Annotated in this window: 16 protein-coding genes; 3 read left to right on the forward strand and 13 right to left on the reverse strand. The window is 70.8% G+C overall.

Going from position 1 to position 17,369, the window contains the following annotated elements; all coding sequences use genetic code 11:
• Positions 1–372: 372 nt before the first annotated feature.
• From N4G63_RS11565 to N4G63_RS11575, 3 genes are all read left to right on the forward strand, one after another.
• The gene (locus N4G63_RS11565) at positions 373–2,427 is read left to right on the forward strand and encodes a TonB-dependent receptor (protein WP_260788559.1); all 2,055 of its coding nucleotides are present in this window, start codon (positions 373–375) and stop codon (positions 2,425–2,427) included.
• Positions 2,428–3,027, forward strand: a complete 600-nt coding sequence (locus N4G63_RS11570) for a HupE/UreJ family protein (protein ID WP_260788560.1) — start codon at positions 2,428–2,430, stop codon at positions 3,025–3,027.
• Positions 3,028–3,110: 83 nt separating this feature from the next.
• The gene (locus N4G63_RS11575; RefSeq protein WP_260788561.1) at positions 3,111–3,788 is read left to right on the forward strand and encodes a hypothetical protein; all 678 of its coding nucleotides are present in this window, start codon (positions 3,111–3,113) and stop codon (positions 3,786–3,788) included.
• A 107-nt stretch (positions 3,789–3,895) separates the two neighbouring features.
• Here the strand turns inward: N4G63_RS11575 and N4G63_RS11580 are convergent, their stop codons facing one another.
• From N4G63_RS11580 to N4G63_RS11640, 13 genes are all read right to left on the reverse strand, one after another.
• Positions 3,896–4,678 carry an N-acyl amino acid synthase FeeM domain-containing protein gene (locus tag N4G63_RS11580; RefSeq protein WP_260788562.1) on the reverse strand — a complete coding sequence of 261 codons (783 nt, stop codon included), beginning with the start codon at positions 4,676–4,678 and terminating at the stop codon, positions 3,896–3,898.
• A gap of 193 nt (positions 4,679–4,871) precedes the next feature.
• The gene (locus N4G63_RS11585) at positions 4,872–6,707 is read right to left on the reverse strand and encodes an ATP-dependent DNA ligase (protein WP_314599698.1); all 1,836 of its coding nucleotides are present in this window, start codon (positions 6,705–6,707) and stop codon (positions 4,872–4,874) included.
• Positions 6,707–7,882, reverse strand: a complete 1,176-nt coding sequence (locus N4G63_RS11590; protein WP_443112030.1) for a ligase-associated DNA damage response exonuclease — start codon at positions 7,880–7,882, stop codon at positions 6,707–6,709. The genes N4G63_RS11585 and N4G63_RS11590 overlap by 1 nt, the downstream gene beginning before the upstream one ends.
• 354 nt (positions 7,883–8,236) lie before the next feature.
• Positions 8,237–9,541, reverse strand: coding sequence for a cardiolipin synthase ClsB (gene clsB, locus N4G63_RS11595; protein ID WP_443112047.1), 1,305 nt, complete (start codon positions 9,539–9,541; stop codon positions 8,237–8,239).
• Between the two features lie 21 nt (positions 9,542–9,562).
• The gene (locus N4G63_RS11600) at positions 9,563–10,372 is read right to left on the reverse strand and encodes an endonuclease/exonuclease/phosphatase family protein (protein WP_260788565.1); all 810 of its coding nucleotides are present in this window, start codon (positions 10,370–10,372) and stop codon (positions 9,563–9,565) included.
• 6 nt (positions 10,373–10,378) lie between these two features.
• Positions 10,379–10,855, reverse strand: coding sequence for a dihydroneopterin triphosphate diphosphatase (nudB, locus tag N4G63_RS11605; protein WP_260788566.1), 477 nt, complete (start codon positions 10,853–10,855; stop codon positions 10,379–10,381).
• 9 nt (positions 10,856–10,864) lie between these two features.
• On the reverse strand, positions 10,865–11,995 hold the full coding sequence (locus N4G63_RS11610) for a 3-deoxy-7-phosphoheptulonate synthase (RefSeq protein WP_314599699.1): 1,131 nt from the start codon (positions 11,993–11,995) through the stop codon (positions 10,865–10,867).
• Between the two features lie 28 nt (positions 11,996–12,023).
• Positions 12,024–12,422, reverse strand: a complete 399-nt coding sequence (locus tag N4G63_RS11615) for a type II toxin-antitoxin system death-on-curing family toxin (RefSeq protein ID WP_260788568.1) — start codon at positions 12,420–12,422, stop codon at positions 12,024–12,026.
• A gap of 7 nt (positions 12,423–12,429) precedes the next feature.
• Positions 12,430–12,654 (reverse strand): AbrB/MazE/SpoVT family DNA-binding domain-containing protein, encoded by a 225-nt coding sequence (locus N4G63_RS11620; RefSeq protein WP_260788569.1) that lies wholly within the window; start codon positions 12,652–12,654, stop codon positions 12,430–12,432.
• Positions 12,655–12,714: 60 nt separating this feature from the next.
• Positions 12,715–14,505 carry an aspartate--tRNA ligase gene (gene aspS / locus N4G63_RS11625; protein ID WP_260788570.1) on the reverse strand — a complete coding sequence of 597 codons (1,791 nt, stop codon included), beginning with the start codon at positions 14,503–14,505 and terminating at the stop codon, positions 12,715–12,717.
• Positions 14,506–14,663: 158 nt separating this feature from the next.
• Positions 14,664–15,314: a DUF502 domain-containing protein gene (locus N4G63_RS11630; RefSeq protein ID WP_260788571.1), complete on the reverse strand. Its 651-nt coding sequence runs from the start codon at positions 15,312–15,314 to the stop codon at positions 14,664–14,666.
• A 28-nt stretch (positions 15,315–15,342) separates the two neighbouring features.
• Positions 15,343–15,675 (reverse strand): FmdB family zinc ribbon protein, encoded by a 333-nt coding sequence (locus tag N4G63_RS11635; protein ID WP_260788572.1) that lies wholly within the window; start codon positions 15,673–15,675, stop codon positions 15,343–15,345.
• A 142-nt stretch (positions 15,676–15,817) separates the two neighbouring features.
• Positions 15,818–17,278, reverse strand: a complete 1,461-nt coding sequence (locus tag N4G63_RS11640) for a high affinity choline transporter 1 (RefSeq protein WP_260788573.1) — start codon at positions 17,276–17,278, stop codon at positions 15,818–15,820.
• Positions 17,279–17,369: the final 91 nt, after the last annotated feature.

The raw sequence follows: 17,369 nt of genomic DNA on the forward strand, positions 1-17,369 counted from the left end.
GGCGGCGGCTTGGCCTGGGGCTCCACACAACACGACGCTCGCATCGAGCGGGCCGAGGCCGCACAACGCCTCGGCCACGGCCTGCCTGCGCGCGGCCGCGCCACCTGCCACCGGCAGCGGTGCGGGCCGCCGCCGCTGCAGGCACCGTCGAACCACACGAAACCGACCATGACTTGCCAGACCTTGCACCGCGCGCTGCGGCGCCACCCCCGGCCCAGCCGGGCATTGACCGCAACCCGCGCCCAACCCGGCCCCCGGCACACCCGCCACGCCCGCCATGCCCGCCACTTGGCCTGCTGCATCGCGCTGGGCCTGCTGCCGGCCTGGGCGACCGCGCAAACCGCCACGGGAACCACAGGCACCACGGGCACCATGAGCGCCACGGGCGCCACGGCCACCGACGTCATCACCACGGCCGCCAGCGCCAAGCCCCAGCAGGTGCAGATCGTTGGCCAGCACTACGACAACGCGGTGGGCAGCAGCGACGCGGCCTCGCAAGGCACCATCCGCGCCGAGCTGCTGAAAAGCCGGCCGGCCCTGCGGCCGGGCGAGGTGCTCGAGTTCGTGCCGGGCGTCATCGTCACCCAGCACTCGGGCGACGGCAAGGCCAACCAGTACTTCCTGCGCGGCTTCAACCTCGACCACGGCACCGATTTCGCCACCAGCGTCAACGGCATGCCGGTCAACATGCCCAGCCACGGCCATGGCCAGGGCTACACCGACCTGAACTTCCTGCTGCCCGAGCTGGTGGATCGCATTGCCTACCGCAAGGGCCCTTACTTCGCCAAGGGCGGCGACTTCTCGGCCGCCGGCGCGGCCGACATCGCCTACCGCACCCGGCTGGATGCACCGTGGGTACAGCTTTCGCTCGGCCAGCGCGGCTACCAGCGCGCCGTGGCCGCCGGCTCCACCGAGCTGCAGCCCGGCATCACCGCGTTGGCCGCCCTCGAGTGGATGGGCAATGACGGCCCCTGGACAGTGCCCGAGGGCCTGAAGCGCCGCAACGGCGTGTTCACGCTCAGTGGCGGCACGCCCGCGCAGGGCTGGCAGGCCAGCGCCATGGCCTATTCGGCGCGCTGGACGGCCACTGACCAGGTGCCCGAGAACCTGATCGGCGGCAGCCTGGATGGCCGGCCGTTCGGGCGCTTTGACGCGGTTGATGCCAGCGATGGCGGCGACACCTCGCGTTACAGCCTGTCGGGTGAGTGGCACCGGCAAAGCGCCGCCGGCACCACCCGCGTGTCGGCCTACGCCATGCGCTATGCGCTGCAGCTGTGGTCGAACTTCAGCTTTGCACTGGAGCGGCCCGACACCGGCGACCAGTTCGAGCAGCGCGACCGGCGCAGCGTCTACGGCCTGGGCGCCAGCCATGCCTTCGGCCATGCGCTGGGCGGCCTGAACGCACGCAGCGAGTTCGGCGCCCAGCTGCGCCATGACCGCATCCGCGTGGGCCTGTACGACACCCAGGCCCGCCAGGTGCTTGGCACCACGCGCGACGACCGCATCCGCGAAAGCCTGGCCGGGCTGTACGGCCAGACGTCGCTGGAGTTCGCGCCCTGGCTGCGCGGCGTGTTCGGCCTGCGTGCCGACCGCGTCGAGGCCCGCGTGCACAGCCTGAGCCTGGCCGACAACTCGGGCAGCGCCGCCGCCACGCAATGGTCACCCCGCGGCTCGCTGGTGCTGGGGCCGTTTGCACCGCTGGGCAAGACCGAGTTCTTCGTCAACGCCGGCCGCGGCATGCACAGCAACGACGCGCGTGGCACCACCATCCGCACCGATCCCAGAACCGGTGACGCCACCGACCCGGTGCCGCCGCTGGCCGCCAGCCGCGGCTGGGAGCTGGGCCTGCGCACCGAGGCCTTGCCGGGGCTGCAGAGCTCGCTGGCGCTGTGGCGGCTGAACGCCGACTCCGAGCTGGTCTACGTTGGCGATGCCGGTGCCACCGAGGCCGCCGGCGCCAGCCGGCGCCACGGCGTCGAATTCAACAATCGCTGGCAGCCGCTGCCCTGGCTGCTGCTCGACGCCGACCTGGCCTGGACCCACGCCCGCTTTGCCAATGGCGACCGCATTCCCAATGCGGTGGACCGCGTGGCCTCGCTGGCCGCCACGCTGCGCAAGCTGGGCCCGTGGAACGCCAGCCTGAACTGGCGCTACCTGGGCTCGGGTGCGCTGGTCGAGGACAACAGCGTACGCAGCGACTCGGCCATCACCACCAACCTGCGCTTCAACTACAGTCTGCCGGCCCATTGGGGGCTGGGGCGCAGCAGCGAGCTGACGCTGGACGTGTTCAACCTGTTCAACCGCAAGGTCTATGACATCCAGTACCACTACGAATCCCAGCTGCCGGGCCAGGACGCCTGGACCGGCCGCCACGTGCATCCGGCCGAACCGCGCACGCTGCGCCTGACCATGAAGCTGGGGTTCTGAATGCAGCGCCATCGCGTGGGCATGCCCACCTGGCTGGCGCTCGGCCTGGGCACCTTGCCCTTGCTGGCCCAGGCGCACAGCGAAGACGCCGCCGGCATCGGCGGTGGCCTGCTGGCCGGCATGCTGCATCCGCTGCTGGGCCTCGATCACCTGGTGGCCATGGTGGCCGTGGGCCTGTGGGGCGCCTTCCTGGGCCCGCGCGCCGTGTGGCTGCTGCCGGTGGTGTTTCCGCTGGTGATGGCGGTGGGCGGCGTGCTCGGCATGGCGCAGGTGCCGCTGCCTTCGGTGGAGGTGGGCATCGCCGTCTCGGGCATCGTGCTGGGCCTGATGGTGGCGCTGGCGGCGCGCCCGCCGCTGCCGGTGGCCGCGCTGATCGTGGGGGCCTTTGCCATCTTCCACGGCCACGCCCATGGCGCCGAGCTGCCGGCGGCCGCCAACGCACTGGCCTACAGCATCGGCTTCGTGGTCAGCACCGGCCTGCTGCATGTGGCCGGCATCGGCCTGGGCCTGCTGGTGCGCTGGCCGGCCGGCCGCTGGGCGGTGCGCGGCACCGGCCTGCTGATCGCCCTGGTGGGCCTGGCCTTCCTGGTGGGACGATGAGCGCTCAGGCCTGCGTGAAGCGGTCAGGGCGGCCGGCCGGCCCGGACGCCTGGGCACCATCGCGCCTGGCCGGTCTGACACGCTTGACCGGCCTGGCCTGGCTGGCCTGGCTGGTGCCCGACACCGCACTGGCGCATGGCTCGACCCAAGGCCTGGGCGCGTTCTGGAACGGCGTCATCCATGCCTGGACCGAGCCCTCGCAACTGCTGGCCCTGCTGGCCCTGGGCCTGTGGCTGGCCACACTGAGCCTGCAGCGCACCGACGAACTGCGCAGCCTGCTGGCCGGTGCCGGCTGCTTCGGCTTGGCGATGCTGGCAGCGCTGCTGTCGGGCCAGGGCCTGCCCATTGCCGACAGCGGCCTGCCCGAGCGCCTGTTGCAGGGCCTGGGCCTGCTGATGGCCCTGGCCACCGTGACCGACCTGGCCACGCCGCGGCCCGCCACGGCCCGGCTGGCGCCGCTGGCCTGCGGCCTGACCCTGCTGGGCGCCGCCCTGGCCAGCCCGGCGGGCACGCTGCGCGGCCTGGACGCGCTGGGCTGGACGGCCGGCGTGGCCCTGGGCGTGTCGCTGACCATCACCTACACCGCCATTGGCGCACGCTGGGTCCGCCAACGGCTGCGCATCGGCCCGGTGGTGCCGCGGGTGCTGGCCTCGTGGCTGGCGGCCAGCCTGCTGCTGGTGATGGTGCTGCCGTGGGTCTCGGCACCGCGGCCTGGCGCTGCAATCGCGAAGCCGGTGCCGGCCAGCGCGCCGCAGCGCTGAGCTTGTCCAGTCGCTGCGGGCTGCGTGCCCCGCGCAGCGCTCAGCGCGTGACGCGTGACGGTCTTGAAGGTGTCGCTTGAGGCGCCTGAACGCAGACGCCAGAAGGCTCAGGTGAGCAGGTCCGAGGCCTGGAAATCAGACGCCGGCGGCACGCGCTGGGCGCTGTCGGCCTGATCGTCCAGCGTGCGCTGCACCTGCGCCTGCTTGGCCAGCATGCGGCTGAGCACACCGGCTTCTTCGGTCAGCGACATGAAACCCGGGTACAGCGACCGCTCGGTGGCCAGACGCTCGGGCTGGCCCGAGAGTGCGCCGATCTGCTCCATCACGTACGAAAACTCGACGCCCAGCAGAACCGCCGGTGCGTTCACCGAGCGGTTCATGCGCTCGCTGGCCAGCACGCGGAAACCGAGCATGCGCTCGTAGTAGCGCACATGCCGCGGGTTGACCTCGATCAGCAGCATGTCGAAGCCGCGGATGCGGTGCGCCACGATGTGGGCCACATGGAACAGCGTGGCCAGAACGCGCTTGGTGCCCACCGTGGGATCGACGGCCAGCTTGGTGAACTCGCAGATGCGGCGGCCCTGGGCGCGCAGTGCGTTCACCTCGGGCACGAAGGCGTCGTCGACGCTCAGGCGGTTGTCGCCGCCGTCCATGACCACGGTGATGGTGCCGATGGTGTTGTCGTCTTCCACCGCCACCAGCGTGAAGCGGTGCACCGACTGGTCGGTGGGCAGGCGCACTTCCTTGTAGCCGCGCCAGCCGTAGCGGTTTTTCAGCAGGCTGTCGACCAGGCCGCGACGGCCCTGGGTGTCGGCCGCCTTGATCTTGAAATGCCTCGGCCCAGCCGAACCATCCGGCAACAGGTCGATGCGGGGGCTCTGGACCAGCATGCTGCCGGACTGGGGCCGCCAGCGCATGGACGCGGCAAATAGCGTGCTGGATTTCACGAAGTGAGGCCTGTGCAGGAATCCGTCACGATCAAACGATTGAGGTCGATGATAGCCGCCTTGACATGCTGCACTCAACCCGCCTACCCCTAGCGTGGCCAGCGCCGCGTGAAATGCCACGCGCTTGTCACGATTGTCACCCGCATCCCGGGGATGGGGTACCACCCGGTTCAAGCAGTGCCAGCAGGGCCGGCAGGGCGTCGGCCTCGTGCAGGGGCTTGTCGGGCCGCAGGCGCAGCATGCGCGGAAAGCGCAGCGCGATGCCGCTCTTGTGCCGCGGGCTGCGCTGCAGGCCCTCGAAGCCCAGTTCCAGCACCAGGCTGGGGCGCACGCTGCGCACCGGGCCAAACTTTTCGAGTGTGTGGGCGCGGATCACGCGGTCGACGGCCGCGAACTCGGCGTCGCTGAGCCCCGAATAGGCCTTGGTGAAGGGCACCAGCTGCAGCGCGCCGGGCTCGGCGGGCTCGCGCCGGGCGATGGCCTCGACCACCGCTGCGGCCTCGGCGGCATCACGCGGCGGGCGGTTCCACACGGCGAAGGTGTAGTCGGTGTAGAGCCCGGCGCGGCGGCCATGACCGGCCTGGGCGTAGATCAGCACGCCGTCCACCGTGAACGGCGCCACCTTCCACTTCCACCAGCCGCCAGCCACCAGACCGGCGGCCTTGGTGCGGCCGCTGCCATAGGGCGCGTCGCGGTGCTTGAGCATCAGGCCTTCGACGCCGCGCTCGCGGCTGCCGGCGCGCTGGGCGGCCCAGGTGGCCCAGGTGTCCGGCAGCGGATGACCATCGCCACCGGCAGGCGCCACCGGCAGCAGCGGCGACAGGCGCAGCACGGCGGTATGCACGGCGGCGGCGGAAGCGCCATCGGCCGCACGGGCGTGCCAGGCCGCCAGCTCGGCTTCGAGCCGGGCACGGCGCTGGTGCTGGGGCCAGCCGCGCAGGTCGGTGCCATCGGCCTCGAGTTGGTCGTAGGCCACGAAGACCACCGGCGTATCGGCCAGCAGCCGGCGGGTGAGGGTCTTGCGCTGGATGCGGGTTTGCAGACGCTGGAACGGCGCCGGTCGCGCGTCGCCGGCCGGCCAGACCAGCAACTCGCCGTCGAGCACGGTGCCGGCCGGCAGTGTGGCGGCGGCCTGTTCCACCTCGGGGAAGCGGCCGGCCATCAGCTCTTCGCCGCGCGACCACAGCCACACGCCGGCCGCGGGGCCGCTGCCGCGGCGCACCAGCTGCGCGCGGATGCCGTCGTACTTCCACTCGGCCAGCCATTGCGCGGCGGCGCCCAGGCGCGTGGTCAGGGCCTCGGGCGTGTCGGCGGCCGGCTCCAGCGCATGGGCCAGGTAGAACGGATAGGGCTGGCCCAGATCGCGCTGCCCCGGGGCATCGGCGGCGGCCAGCAGGGCCAGCAGCGCGTCGGCGTCGGGCTGGGCGCGGGCGTCGGCATAGCCCATCATGCGTTGCGCCACCAGGGCGGCGGGCAGGCCGGCGTGGCGCGCCAGTGCACGCTGCACCAATAGCTTGCTGACGCCCACGCGAAAGCCCCCGCCAATCAGCTTGATCAGCACGAAGCGCTCGGCCGGCGTCAGCTCGTGCCACCAGGCGCGCAACTGGGCGGCCTGCGCCTCGGGCGCCGCGCCGCGCAGCGGCAGCAGGCGCTGCGTCAACCAGTCGGCCAGGCCCAGCGCGCTGGCGTGCCCGGGCGGTGGCAGCAGATGGGCGATGGTTTCGGCCAGATCGCCGACGGCCTGGTAGCTGGCCTCGAACAACCACTCGGGGATGCCGGCGGCGGCCCGGGCTTCGCTGCGCAGCAGCGCGGTGGGCACGGTCTGCCGCGGCCGGCCGCCGGCCAGGAAAAACACCGCCCAGGCCGCATCGGCCGCCGGTGCCTCGGCCAGGTAGGCCACCATCGCGGCCACCTTGGCCTCGGTGCTGGTGCTGGCATCGAGCGCGGCGTACAGGGCGGCGAAGCGGCGCATCAGCGGCGGCCGGGGTCGGGGTTGGGGTTGGCGCGCGCGGGGTGATCCGGCAGATCCGCGGCAGGCGCTGGTGGCGCCGGTGGCTCTGGTGGCGCTGACGGCGCCGTGGCGGCCGGCGGGCCGTCTTCGTGGCCGAACTCGGTGCGAAACGAGCCGGCGTCCAGCCCCTGCTCGCGCAGCCAGCGCACCATCACCGCTTCTTCGCCGTGGGTGACGATCACGCGCTCGGCGCCGGTGGCGCGGATGGCGCGCTGCAGGCCGGGCCAGTCGGCATGGTCGCTCAGCACGAAGCCGCGGTCGACGCCCTGGCGCCGGCGGGCGCCGCGCAGCTGCATCCAGCCGCTGGCAAAGGCGTCGCTGAACTCGCCCAGCCGGCGCGCCCAGGCACTGCCCTGCACGGCCGGTGGGGCCAGCACCAGCGCACCGGCCAGCGCCGGCAAGGCCGGTGCGGCATGGGCCGCGGCCCGCCGTGCGGCGGTGGTGCCGGCCAGGGCGTCGAGGGTGTGGGTGGGCGGCAGCGGCACGCCGGCGTCGCGGTAGGCCTGGTTGAGCGGGGCCATGGCGCCATGGACGACGATCGGGCCGATGCTGGCGTCCACCCCGGCCAGCAGGCGCTGGGCCTTGCCCAGGCTGTAGGCCATCAACAGGCTGGGCCGGCCGGCGGCGGCATTGCTGCGCCACCAGGCGTTGATCTCGGCCAACACGCTGGCCTGCGGCGCCCAGCGGTAGACCGGCAGGCCGAAGGTGCTTTCGGTGATGAAGCAGTGGCAGCGCACCGGCTCGAAGGGCGCGCAGGTGGGGTTGTGCTCGTCGTGCGCGCTGAGGAAGTAGTCGCCCGAGGCCACCCACACCCGGCCCCCATGGGCCAGCCGCACCTGGGCCGAGCCCAGCACATGGCCGGCCGGGTGCAGGCTGATGGCCACGCCCTTGTGGGTGACGGTCTCGCCATAGGCCAGGCCCTGGAAGTTGAGCCCGGCGCCCAGGCGGCTGCGCAGCAGGCCTTCGCTGATGGCGCTGGCCAGCACCTGGCCATGGCCGGCGCGGGCATGGTCGGCATGGGCATGGGTGATCACGGCGCGCGCCACCGGCCGCCAGGGGTCGATGTAGAAGTCGCCGGGCGGGCAGTACAGGCCCTGTGGACGCTCGACCACCAGGTCACCGGCCATCGGGCTCATCGCTGGCGACCCCGCTCAGGCAACGGATGGCGGCACACCGCGCCCGCCCGGCACCCGACGCAGCCGCTGCCTCGCCGCCTGGCCATCTAGTCCAGTGAAACGGAGAAATCGGATGTGCGCAGGGGTTTGGCAGGGCAGGCGACAAGGCGCGGCCCGCAGCCCAGGCTGAACGCCTGGGCAAGGGTTGCAACACCGGCGCATGCCCTGCCAGACCCCTGCCCGCAGGGTGGGCACCTGTCAGGGGAGCCCTCGTCGTTGCCGGTGCTCGCCGGGTGTCCAACCCGGCTGCGCCCGGCGCCTAGATGGCGCCCCTGACAGGTACCCACGCACATCCGATTTCTCCGTTTCACTGGACTAGTAGCGCCCGCTCATGCCGGCCAGGCGCAGGAACCAGTGCGCCGTCCAGGCCACGAAGCTGCGGCGCAGCATGGCCCAGCCGCCGGTGCCGGCCGGCGGCCGCAGCACCTCGCGCGAGACCTGCACCGCGGCCTCGAAACGCAGCGCCAGCTCGCCGGCAAAGCCGGCGTCGTGCACCACCACATTGGCCTCGAGGTTGAGCAGCAGGCTCAGCGGATCGATGTTGGAGCTGCCCACCGTGGCCCAGTCGTCGTCGATCACCGCCACCTTGGCATGCAGGAAGGCCGGGGTGTACTCGTAGACCTGCACGCCCACGGCCAGCAGCTCGTCGTAGAGCACCTGGGCGGCCAGCGCGGCAAAGCGGTAATCGGCCTTGCCCTGCAGCAGCAGGCGCACGCGCACACCGCGCTGCGCGGCCTGGCGCAGCACGCGGCGAAAGCGCTGGCCGGGATAGAAGTAGGGGCAGACGATGTCGACACGGCTGGCCGCGCCGCGGATGGCGTCGATGTAGGCCAGCTCGATGGCGCGGCGCTGGCGCAGGTTGTCGCGCACCAGCAGCAGCGCGCGCATCGGTGGCAGCGCGGCCTGGGTGCGGGCCTGGGCCTGATCGGCGGCATGGCGTTCGGCCCGCGGCAGGCGCAGCCGGCCGGCAATGCGGCGCGCCCGGGCCAGCGGCTCGGCGCTGCGCAGCAGCTGCTGCACCTCGTCGCGCCAGTCGGCGCCGAGCGCGGCGCGGGTCCACAGCGCGCGCGCGGTCTGCTCGACCTGGGCCACCACCGGGCCGTGCAGCATCACGGCAAAGTCGAGCCGCGGGCGGTCGGACCAGCCGTGGTTGAGGTCGTGGCGGTCGTCGATGACATTGATGCCGCCAACGAAGCCGACCTCGCCGTCCACCACGCACAGCTTGTGGTGCAGGCGGCGCAACTGGCCCGGCTGCAGCAGCCGCCACCAGCGGTCGACCGGGCGGAACACGGCCAGGTTCACGCCGTCGTCGTGCAGCCAGCGCCGCAGCGTGGGCAGGCTGGCCTTGCTGCCGAAGCCGTCGACCACCACGCCCACCCACACGCCGCGCCGCGCGGCGTCGGCCAGGGCCTGGGCCACGGCCTGTGCGGCCGGGTCGTCGTGGAAGATGTAGGTGGCCAGCCAGACTTGGCGCCGCGCGCCGGCAATGGCCTGCAGCATGGCCGGAAACAGCTCGTCGCCGCCGGCCTGCAGCGCCACCTGGTTGCCGCCGGTCAGGCGCGCGTGCAGCGCGGCGCCGGCGCCATCGGAGGTCGGGTTGGGGGGCGGCACGAGCACCAGCGACAAACCGGCTTCCCCTGCTCAGTCGAGCCGCAGTTCCACCAGCAGCGGCAGGTGGTCGGACATGCGCGCCCAGCCGGCGCCGCGCGGCACGGTGGCCGATTCGCAGTGCAGGCCGCGGGTGTAGACGCGGTCGAGCGCAAACACCGGCACACGGCTCGGGAAGGTGCGCTGCGCGCGCTCGTGGCCGGCGCGCGCGCGGGTCAGACCGGCCTGGGCGAACGGCGCATCGAGCTTCTCGCCCCAGTCGTTGAAATCGCCCGCCACCAGCAGCGGGGCACCGGGCGGCACCGCGGCGGCGATGAACTCGGCCAGGCGCTCGACCTGGCGCACGCGGCTTGAATGGATCAGCCCGAAATGCACCACCACGGCGTGCACCTCCACGCCCTGCCAGACCACCGGCACATGCAGCAGGCCGCGCTGCTCGAAGCGGTGATCGCTGACATCGTGGTGGCCCACATCGCCGATCGGCCAGCGCGAGAGCAGCGCATTGCCGTGCTCGCCGTGGCGCGTGGTGGCATTGGTGCGGTAGGCCACCTCGTAGCCCTCGGGCGCCAGAAACTCGGCCTGCCCCTGCTCGGGCCAGCCCAGGTGGGTGCGGGCAAAACGCCGCGCCTCGGCGTGGTGAAACAGCCGCACCTCCTGCAGGCACACCAGGTCGGCGTCCAGCGCCTCGATGCCCAGGCCCAGGTTGTGGATCTCGAGCCGCTTGCGCAGGCCCAGGCCGCGCACTCCCTTGTGGATGTTGTAGGTGGCCACGCGCAGCAACTGGCTGCTGTGGCCGCTGAGGCGGCTGTGGTGGCGCGACGAGGCAAAGCTGGCAGGCAACATGCCGGGTCAGCCGCCGCGCTCGCCCAGCCAGCGCGGCAGGTGCAGGATGGCCTCGGCATTGCTGGGCGAGAAGCAGCGGTCGGCCGCCTCGCGCCAGGGCAGCCACTGGTGCTGCAGGTGCTCGCGCGGGCTCAGCACCACCGGCGTGCCGCTTGGCACCGTGAGGCCGAAGACATGTTCGGTGTTGTGCGTGACGCCCGGCGCATAGCGGTGGCGCCACACCGGGTAGATCTCGTAGACGTTGGCCAGTTGCCAGTCGCGCAGGGCAGCCAGTGGCACGGTGGCGCTGCCGACGGTGATGCCGGTCTCCTCGGCCACCTCGCGCATGCAGGTAGTGAGCAGCGGCTCGTCGGTGGCGTCCTTGCTGCCGGTCACGCTTTGCCAGTAGCCGGGGCGGTCGGCGCGCTCGATCAGCAGCACCTCCAGCGCCGGGGTGTGGATGACCACCAGCACGCTCTCGGGAATCTTCGGCGGGCGGCTCATGCCGGCGACTCAGCCCTTGGCGCGCCGCGCGCGCACGGCCTCGGCCAGGCCGCGCAGCAGCGGCACGGTGTCGTCCCAGCCGATGCAGGCATCGGTGATCGACACGCCGGGCGTCGGCGCGCTGCCGGCCTTCAGATCCTGCCGGCCCTCGTGCAGATGGCTTTCGACCATCACGCCCATGATGCGGCGCTCGCCGCCGGCGATCTGCGTGCCGATGTCGGCGGCCACGTCGATCTGGCGGCGGTGCTGCTTGGCCGAGTTGGCATGCGAGCAGTCGACCATCACGCGCTCGGCCAGGCCGGCCTTGCGCAGCACGGCGCAGGCCGCCTCGATGGCCGCGGCGTCGTAGTTGGGCGCCTTGCTGCCGCCGCGCAGGATGATGTGGCCATCGGCATTGCCGCGCGTCTCGAAGATGGCCGCCACGCCCATCTTGGTCATGCCCATGAAGCTGTGCGGCGCGCCTGCCGACACCACCGCGTCGGCGGCCACCTGCACGCCGCCGTCGGTGCCGTTCTTGAAGCCCACCGGGCAGCTCAGGCCCGAGGCCAGCTGGCGGTGGCTCTGGCTCTCGGTGGTGCGCGCGCCGATGGCGCCCCAGGCGATCAGGTCGCTCATGTACTGCGGCGTCAGCAGATCCAGGAACTCGGTGCCGGCCGGCAGGCCCAACGCACTGATCTCGAGCAGGATCTCGCGCGCCAGGCGCAGGCCCTCGTTGATGCGGAAGCTGCCGTCGAGCCGCGGGTCGTTGATCAGGCCCTTCCAGCCCACCGTGGTGCGCGGCTTCTCGAAATACACGCGCATCACGATCAGCAGATCGTCGGCCAGTTCGGCCGCCAGGCGCTCGAGCAGGCGGGCGTAGTGCAAGGCCTCGGCGCGGTCATGGATGGAGCACGGGCCCACCACGGCCACCAGGCGGTCGTCGCGCCCGTGCAGCACGGCGCCAATGGCCTGGCGGGTGCGCTCGACCAGGGCCTCGATGCCCGGCGTGACCGGCAGCTCCTCCAGCAGCACGGCCGGCGAGACCAACGCGCGCACCGCGGCGATGCGGGTGTCGTCGATGCGCGTGGTGTCGTGGGTGGCGACGGGTGTCGCGGGCGCGATGGCCGGGACGTCGACGTCGGGGCGCTGGGGCGTGGTCATGGCGGTTCCGATAAGCAAAGTCAGTGGATCAGCGCGGCGCAATGTGCTCACGCAGCCAGGCGGCGAAGGTGGGTTCGTCCCACTCACCGCCGGCCAGGCCGAACATGGCAACGGTGGCCTCGGCCTGGGACGCAGTCAATCGGTGGCCGTTCAGGCCGAGGAACAAACCAACCGACAGGAAGGCCGCGCGCTTGTTGCCATCGACGAAGGGATGGTTCTTGGCCAGACCATACGCATAACAGGCGGTCAGCGCGGCCAGATCCGGTGGCGGATCGCCATAGGTGGCCAGATTGGCGGGCCGGGCCAGGGCCGAGTCGAGCAAGCCCTCATCGCGCAGGCCCGAGGCGCCGCCGTGCATGGCCAGACTCTCGTCGTGCAGCAGCGCCAGCAGGCGGCGGTCAATCCAGCGCCGGGACGTGGTCGTCACGCCCGCCTCACTTGGCCAGGGCGCGGAAGGTGTCGCGGTACTCGCGCATGAACTCTCGGCCAAGCTCCAGCTGCTGCTCGAAGCTGGGGTCCAGCGGCGTCAGCGCAAAGCCATCGGGCGTCTCGGTGACATACACCGTGTCCCCCTTCTCCAGCTTCAATCGCGCCAGCACCTCCTTGGGCAGGATGACGCCGACCGAGTTGCCGATCTGGGTGAGCTTGAGGGCGTGCATGGCGGGCTCCGGGATTGTTATAACGGATGTTATACGCAACCCCGGAGCTGCGGCAAGCCGTCAGGCCGCCGCTTGCGAGTTCCTGAGCCGGATGTGCAGCTCGCGCAGCTGCTTCTCGTCGACCATGCTCGGCGCGCCGGTCAGCAGGCACTGGGCGCGCTGGGTCTTCGGGAACGCGATCACATCGCGGATGCTTTCGGCGCCGGTCATCAGCGTGGCAATGCGGTCCAGGCCGAAGGCCAGGCCGCCGTGCGGCGGGGCACCGTACTGCAGGGCATCCAGCAGGAAGCCGAACTTGACGCGCTGCTCTTCCGGCGAGATCTTCAGGGCATCGAAGACCTTGGCCTGCACATCGGCACGGTGGATACGCACCGAGCCGCCGCCGATCTCCCAGCCGTTGAGCACCATGTCGTAGGCCTTGGCCACGCACTTGCCCGGGTCGGTGGTCATGAAGTCCTCATGGCCGTCCTTGGGCGCGGTGAACGGATGGTGCACGGCCACCCAGCGGTCGTTTTCCTCGTCGTGCTCGAACATCGGGAAGTCCACCACCCACAGCGGCGCCCACTTGTCCTCGAACAGGCCATGGTTGCGGCCGAACTCGCTGTGGCCGATCTTGATGCGCAGCGCGCCGATGGCGTCATTCACCACCTTGGCCTTGTCGGCGCCAAAGAAGATCAGGTCGCCATTGCGGGCACCGGTGCGTGCCAGCGTCTGCTCGAGCGCGCCGTCGGACAGGTTCTTGACGATCGGGCTCTGCAGGCCGTCGCGGCCCTTGGCCATGTCGTTGACCTTGACCCAGGCCAGGCCCTTGGCGCCGTAGATCTTGACGAACTCGGTGTAGGCGTCGATCTCGCCGCGGCTCATCTCGCTGCCGCCCGGCACGCGCAGCGCCACCACGCGGCCGGTGCCGCTGTTGGCCGGGGTGCTGAAGACCTTGAACTCCACGTCCTTCATCACGTCGGTCAGCTCGGTGAACTCGAGCTTGACGCGCAGGTCGGGCTTGTCGGAGCCGTACTTGAACATCGCCTCGGCATAGGTCATTTCGACGTACACCGGCAGCTCCAGGCCCATGGTCTTGCGGAACACGGTGCGGATCATGGCCTCGGTGATCGCGCGGATCTCCTCCTCGCCCAGGAACGAGGTTTCCAGGTCGATCTGCGTGAACTCGGGCTGGCGGTCGGCGCGCAGGTCCTCGTCGCGGAAGCACTTGGTGATCTGGTAGTAGCGGTCGAAGCCGGCCACCATCAGCAGCTGCTTGAACAGCTGGGGCGATTGCGGCAGCGCGAAGAACGCGCCGTCGTGCACGCGGCTGGGCACCAGGTAGTCGCGCGCGCCCTCGGGCGTGCTCTTGGTGAGCATCGGCGTCTCGATGTCGATGAAGCCCTGCTCGTCGAGGAACTTGCGCACCTCGATGGCCACGCGGTAGCGCAGCATCAGGTTCTTCTGCATCGCCGGGCGGCGCAGGTCGAGCACGCGGTGGGTCAGGCGCGTGGTTTCGCTGAGGTTCTCGTCGTCCAGCGGGAACGGCGGCGTGACGCTGGCGTTGAGCACCTCCAGCTCATGGCACAGCACCTCGATCTTGCCGCTCACCAGGTTGGTGTTGTGCGTGCCCTCGGGCCGCGCGCGCACCACGCCCACCACCTTCAGGCAGAACTCGTTGCGCACGCCTTCGGAGGTCTTGAACATCTCGGCGCGGTCGGGGTCGCAGACGATCTGCACCAGGCCTTCGCGGTCGCGCAGGTCGATGAAGATCACGCCGCCATGGTCGCGGCGGCGGTGGGCCCAACCCATCAGGGTGACGGTCTGGCCCATCAGGGCTTCGCTGACCAGGCCGCAGTAGGTGGTTCTCATGAGGTTGTTGCTCCAGGCAGATTCGGATGGCGGGGCGGCGCTTGGCGCGCGGCCCCGGTGCAGAGGCAGGATTCGTGTCGGGGTGGAACCGAGGCGTCAGTGCGCGGCCGGCAGTGGGCCGTCAGGACCGGGGGCAGAGCCTTCCGCGCCCGGCCCCGTCAATTTCGAGCGGCCACCGGCAGGGCCGGCGGTGCGGGCGGCGGCGGTGCCACCACACCCATCGAGATGATGTACTTGAGCGCCTCGTCCACGCTCATGTGCAGCGGCCGGATGGCACTGCGCGGCATGATCAGGAAGAAGCCCGAGGTCGGGTTGGGCGTGGTCGGCACGTACAGGCCGATGTGCTCGCCATCGAGATGGGCCGCCACCTCGCTGGCCGGCCGGCCGGTGACGAAGGCGATGGTCCACGAGCCCTGGTGCGGGTACTGCACCAGCACGGCCTCGCGAAAAGCGTTGCCGCTGCTGGAAAACAGCGTGTCGGAAACCTGCTTGACCGAGCTGTAGATCGACTTGACCAGCGGGATGCGGTTCATCACGCGATCCCACTGCCGCACCCACCACTGGCCGAAGATGTTGGTGGCGAAGACACCGGTGACCAGCAGCAGCGCCAGCATCACCACGGCGCCCAGGAAGCGCGTGTCGCGCAGGCGCTCGATGGTGGCATCGGCGCTCACCGGCAGCACGGCCTTGCCCACCGACAGCAGCGACGAGAACACGCCGTCCATCAGGCCCAGCAGCCACAGCATCACCCACACGGTGATGGCCAGCGGCAGCCAGACGAGCAGGCCGGCGACGAGGTACTTTTTCACGTTGATCCTGGCAGGTGCAGCGGTCGGTTCAGTGGCAGGCGCAAGAGCCGGCACAGCCGCCGGCGGCCGGTGCCGAGCTGCTGGCCGCCTCGGCCTTGGGCTCGGCAGCCTTGGTCTCGCTGCTGCCCGGTGCGGCCGCTGCCGCGGTGCCGGTTGCGGCGGCAGCCGGCGCGCTGCCGCTGCTCTTGAAATCGGTGGCGTACCAGCCCGAACCCTTGAGCTGGAAACCGGCGGCCGTCAGCTGCTTGCTGAAGGCTTCGGCACCACAGGCGGGACAGGTGCTCAGCACCGGGTCCGACATCTTCTGCAGCACGTCCTTCGCATGGCCGCAGGCGGTGCAGCGATAGGCGTAGATCGGCATGGCTAAACCCTTGACGCAAAACGTTAAATTATAGGGGCCGAGCAAGATGCCTGGGTCAGGCCCAGCAACCGCCGCGAGCCGGCTCTGCCGGTTCGCTGGCGGCGCCCCCATCAGGCCCGCGCGAAGCGCGCAGGGGATGGACCTAATTCAAGCCCTTGACGTGGTGATCGGCGTCGTGGCGGTTGCGCAGCCACTGCGGCGCCAGCGAGCCCAGCACCATGCCGGCGGCCGCCGCCAGCAGGCCGGCCAGCTGGCCCGGAAACTGCTCACCCAGGCCGCTGATCTGCGGAAAGAACAGCACCCACACCGCAATGCCGGCCACCACCGAGACGATGGCGCCCTGCGTGGTGGCGCGCTGCCAGTACAGGCCGAAGACCAGCGGCACGAAGGCGCCGACCAGCGTGACCTGGTAGGCCGAGGACACCAGGTCGTAGATCGGCGTGCCCTTCATCGCGATGGCATAGGCCAGCACGATGGCCGCAAAGGCCACGATCGACACGCGCATCGCACGCAGCTGCTGGCGGTCGCCCATGTGCGGGCGCAGGTTCTTCAGAATGTTCTCGACGAAGCTGGTGCTGGGCGCCAGCAGCGTGGCCGACGAGGTGCTCTTGATCGCCGACAGCAGCGCGCCGAAGAACAGGATCTGCATCACCAGCGGCATCTTGCTCATCACGAAGGTGGGCAGCAGGCGCTGGTAGTCCTCCTTGGCGATGGTCATGGCCTCGTCGCCCATCACCACCACCGCGCTGGCCACCACGAACATCGGCACAAAGGCGAACAGGATGTAGCTGACGCCGCCGATCACCGCGCCGTTGCGGGCCGTGGTGGCGTCCTTGGCCGACATCACGCGCTGGTACACGTCCTGCTGCGGAATGCTGCCCAGCATCATGGTCACCGCCGCGGCGATGAAAAACGCCACGTCGTTGAAGCTCGGCTCGGGCAGAAAGCGCCACAGGTCCTGCGAGCCGATCTTGTCGAACACCACGCCGGCGCCGCCGGCCAGATCGGCCGAGAACACCGCGATGATGCTCATGCCCACCACCAGCACGATCATCTGGATGAAGTCGGTCCAGGCCACGGCCAGGAAGCCGCCCACCACCACGTAGATCAGCACCGCCAGCGTGCCCACCACCATGCCGGCGGTCTCGCTCATGGCGCCGTTGGTCAGCACGCTGAACACCAGGCCCAGCGCGGTGATCTGCGCCGCCACCCAGCCCAGGTAGCTGAGGATGATGGCGCCTGAGCAGAACACCTCGATGCCCTTGCCGTAGCGCTGGCGGTAGAAGTCGCCAATGGTCAGCAGGTTCATGCGGTAGAGCCGGGCCGCGAAGAACAGGCCCACCAGGATCAGGCAGGTGCCGGCGCCGAAGGGGTCTTCGACGATGGCATTGAGCCCGCCCTGCACGAACTTGGCCGGGATGCCCATCACCGTCTCGGCCCCGAACCAGGTGGCGAAGGTGGTGGTGATCACCATGATCAGCGGCAGGCTGCGCCCGGCGATGGCGAAATCGGTGGTGTTCTTGATGCGCGTGCCGGCCCACATGCCGAGTGCCAGGGTGCCCAGCAGGTAGAGCACGACGAAGACGATCAGGGTGGTGTTCATGCGGATCGGGCGAACAACGGTGACAGGCCAGTGAAACGCGCCGGATTATCGATGCGGCCGCCCGTTGCTGGCCGCCGGGTGGCCGGCCACC

It is taken from the genome of Aquabacterium sp. OR-4 (genome assembly GCF_025290835.2).
Taxonomy (GTDB): domain Bacteria; phylum Pseudomonadota; class Gammaproteobacteria; order Burkholderiales; family Burkholderiaceae_C; genus Pseudaquabacterium.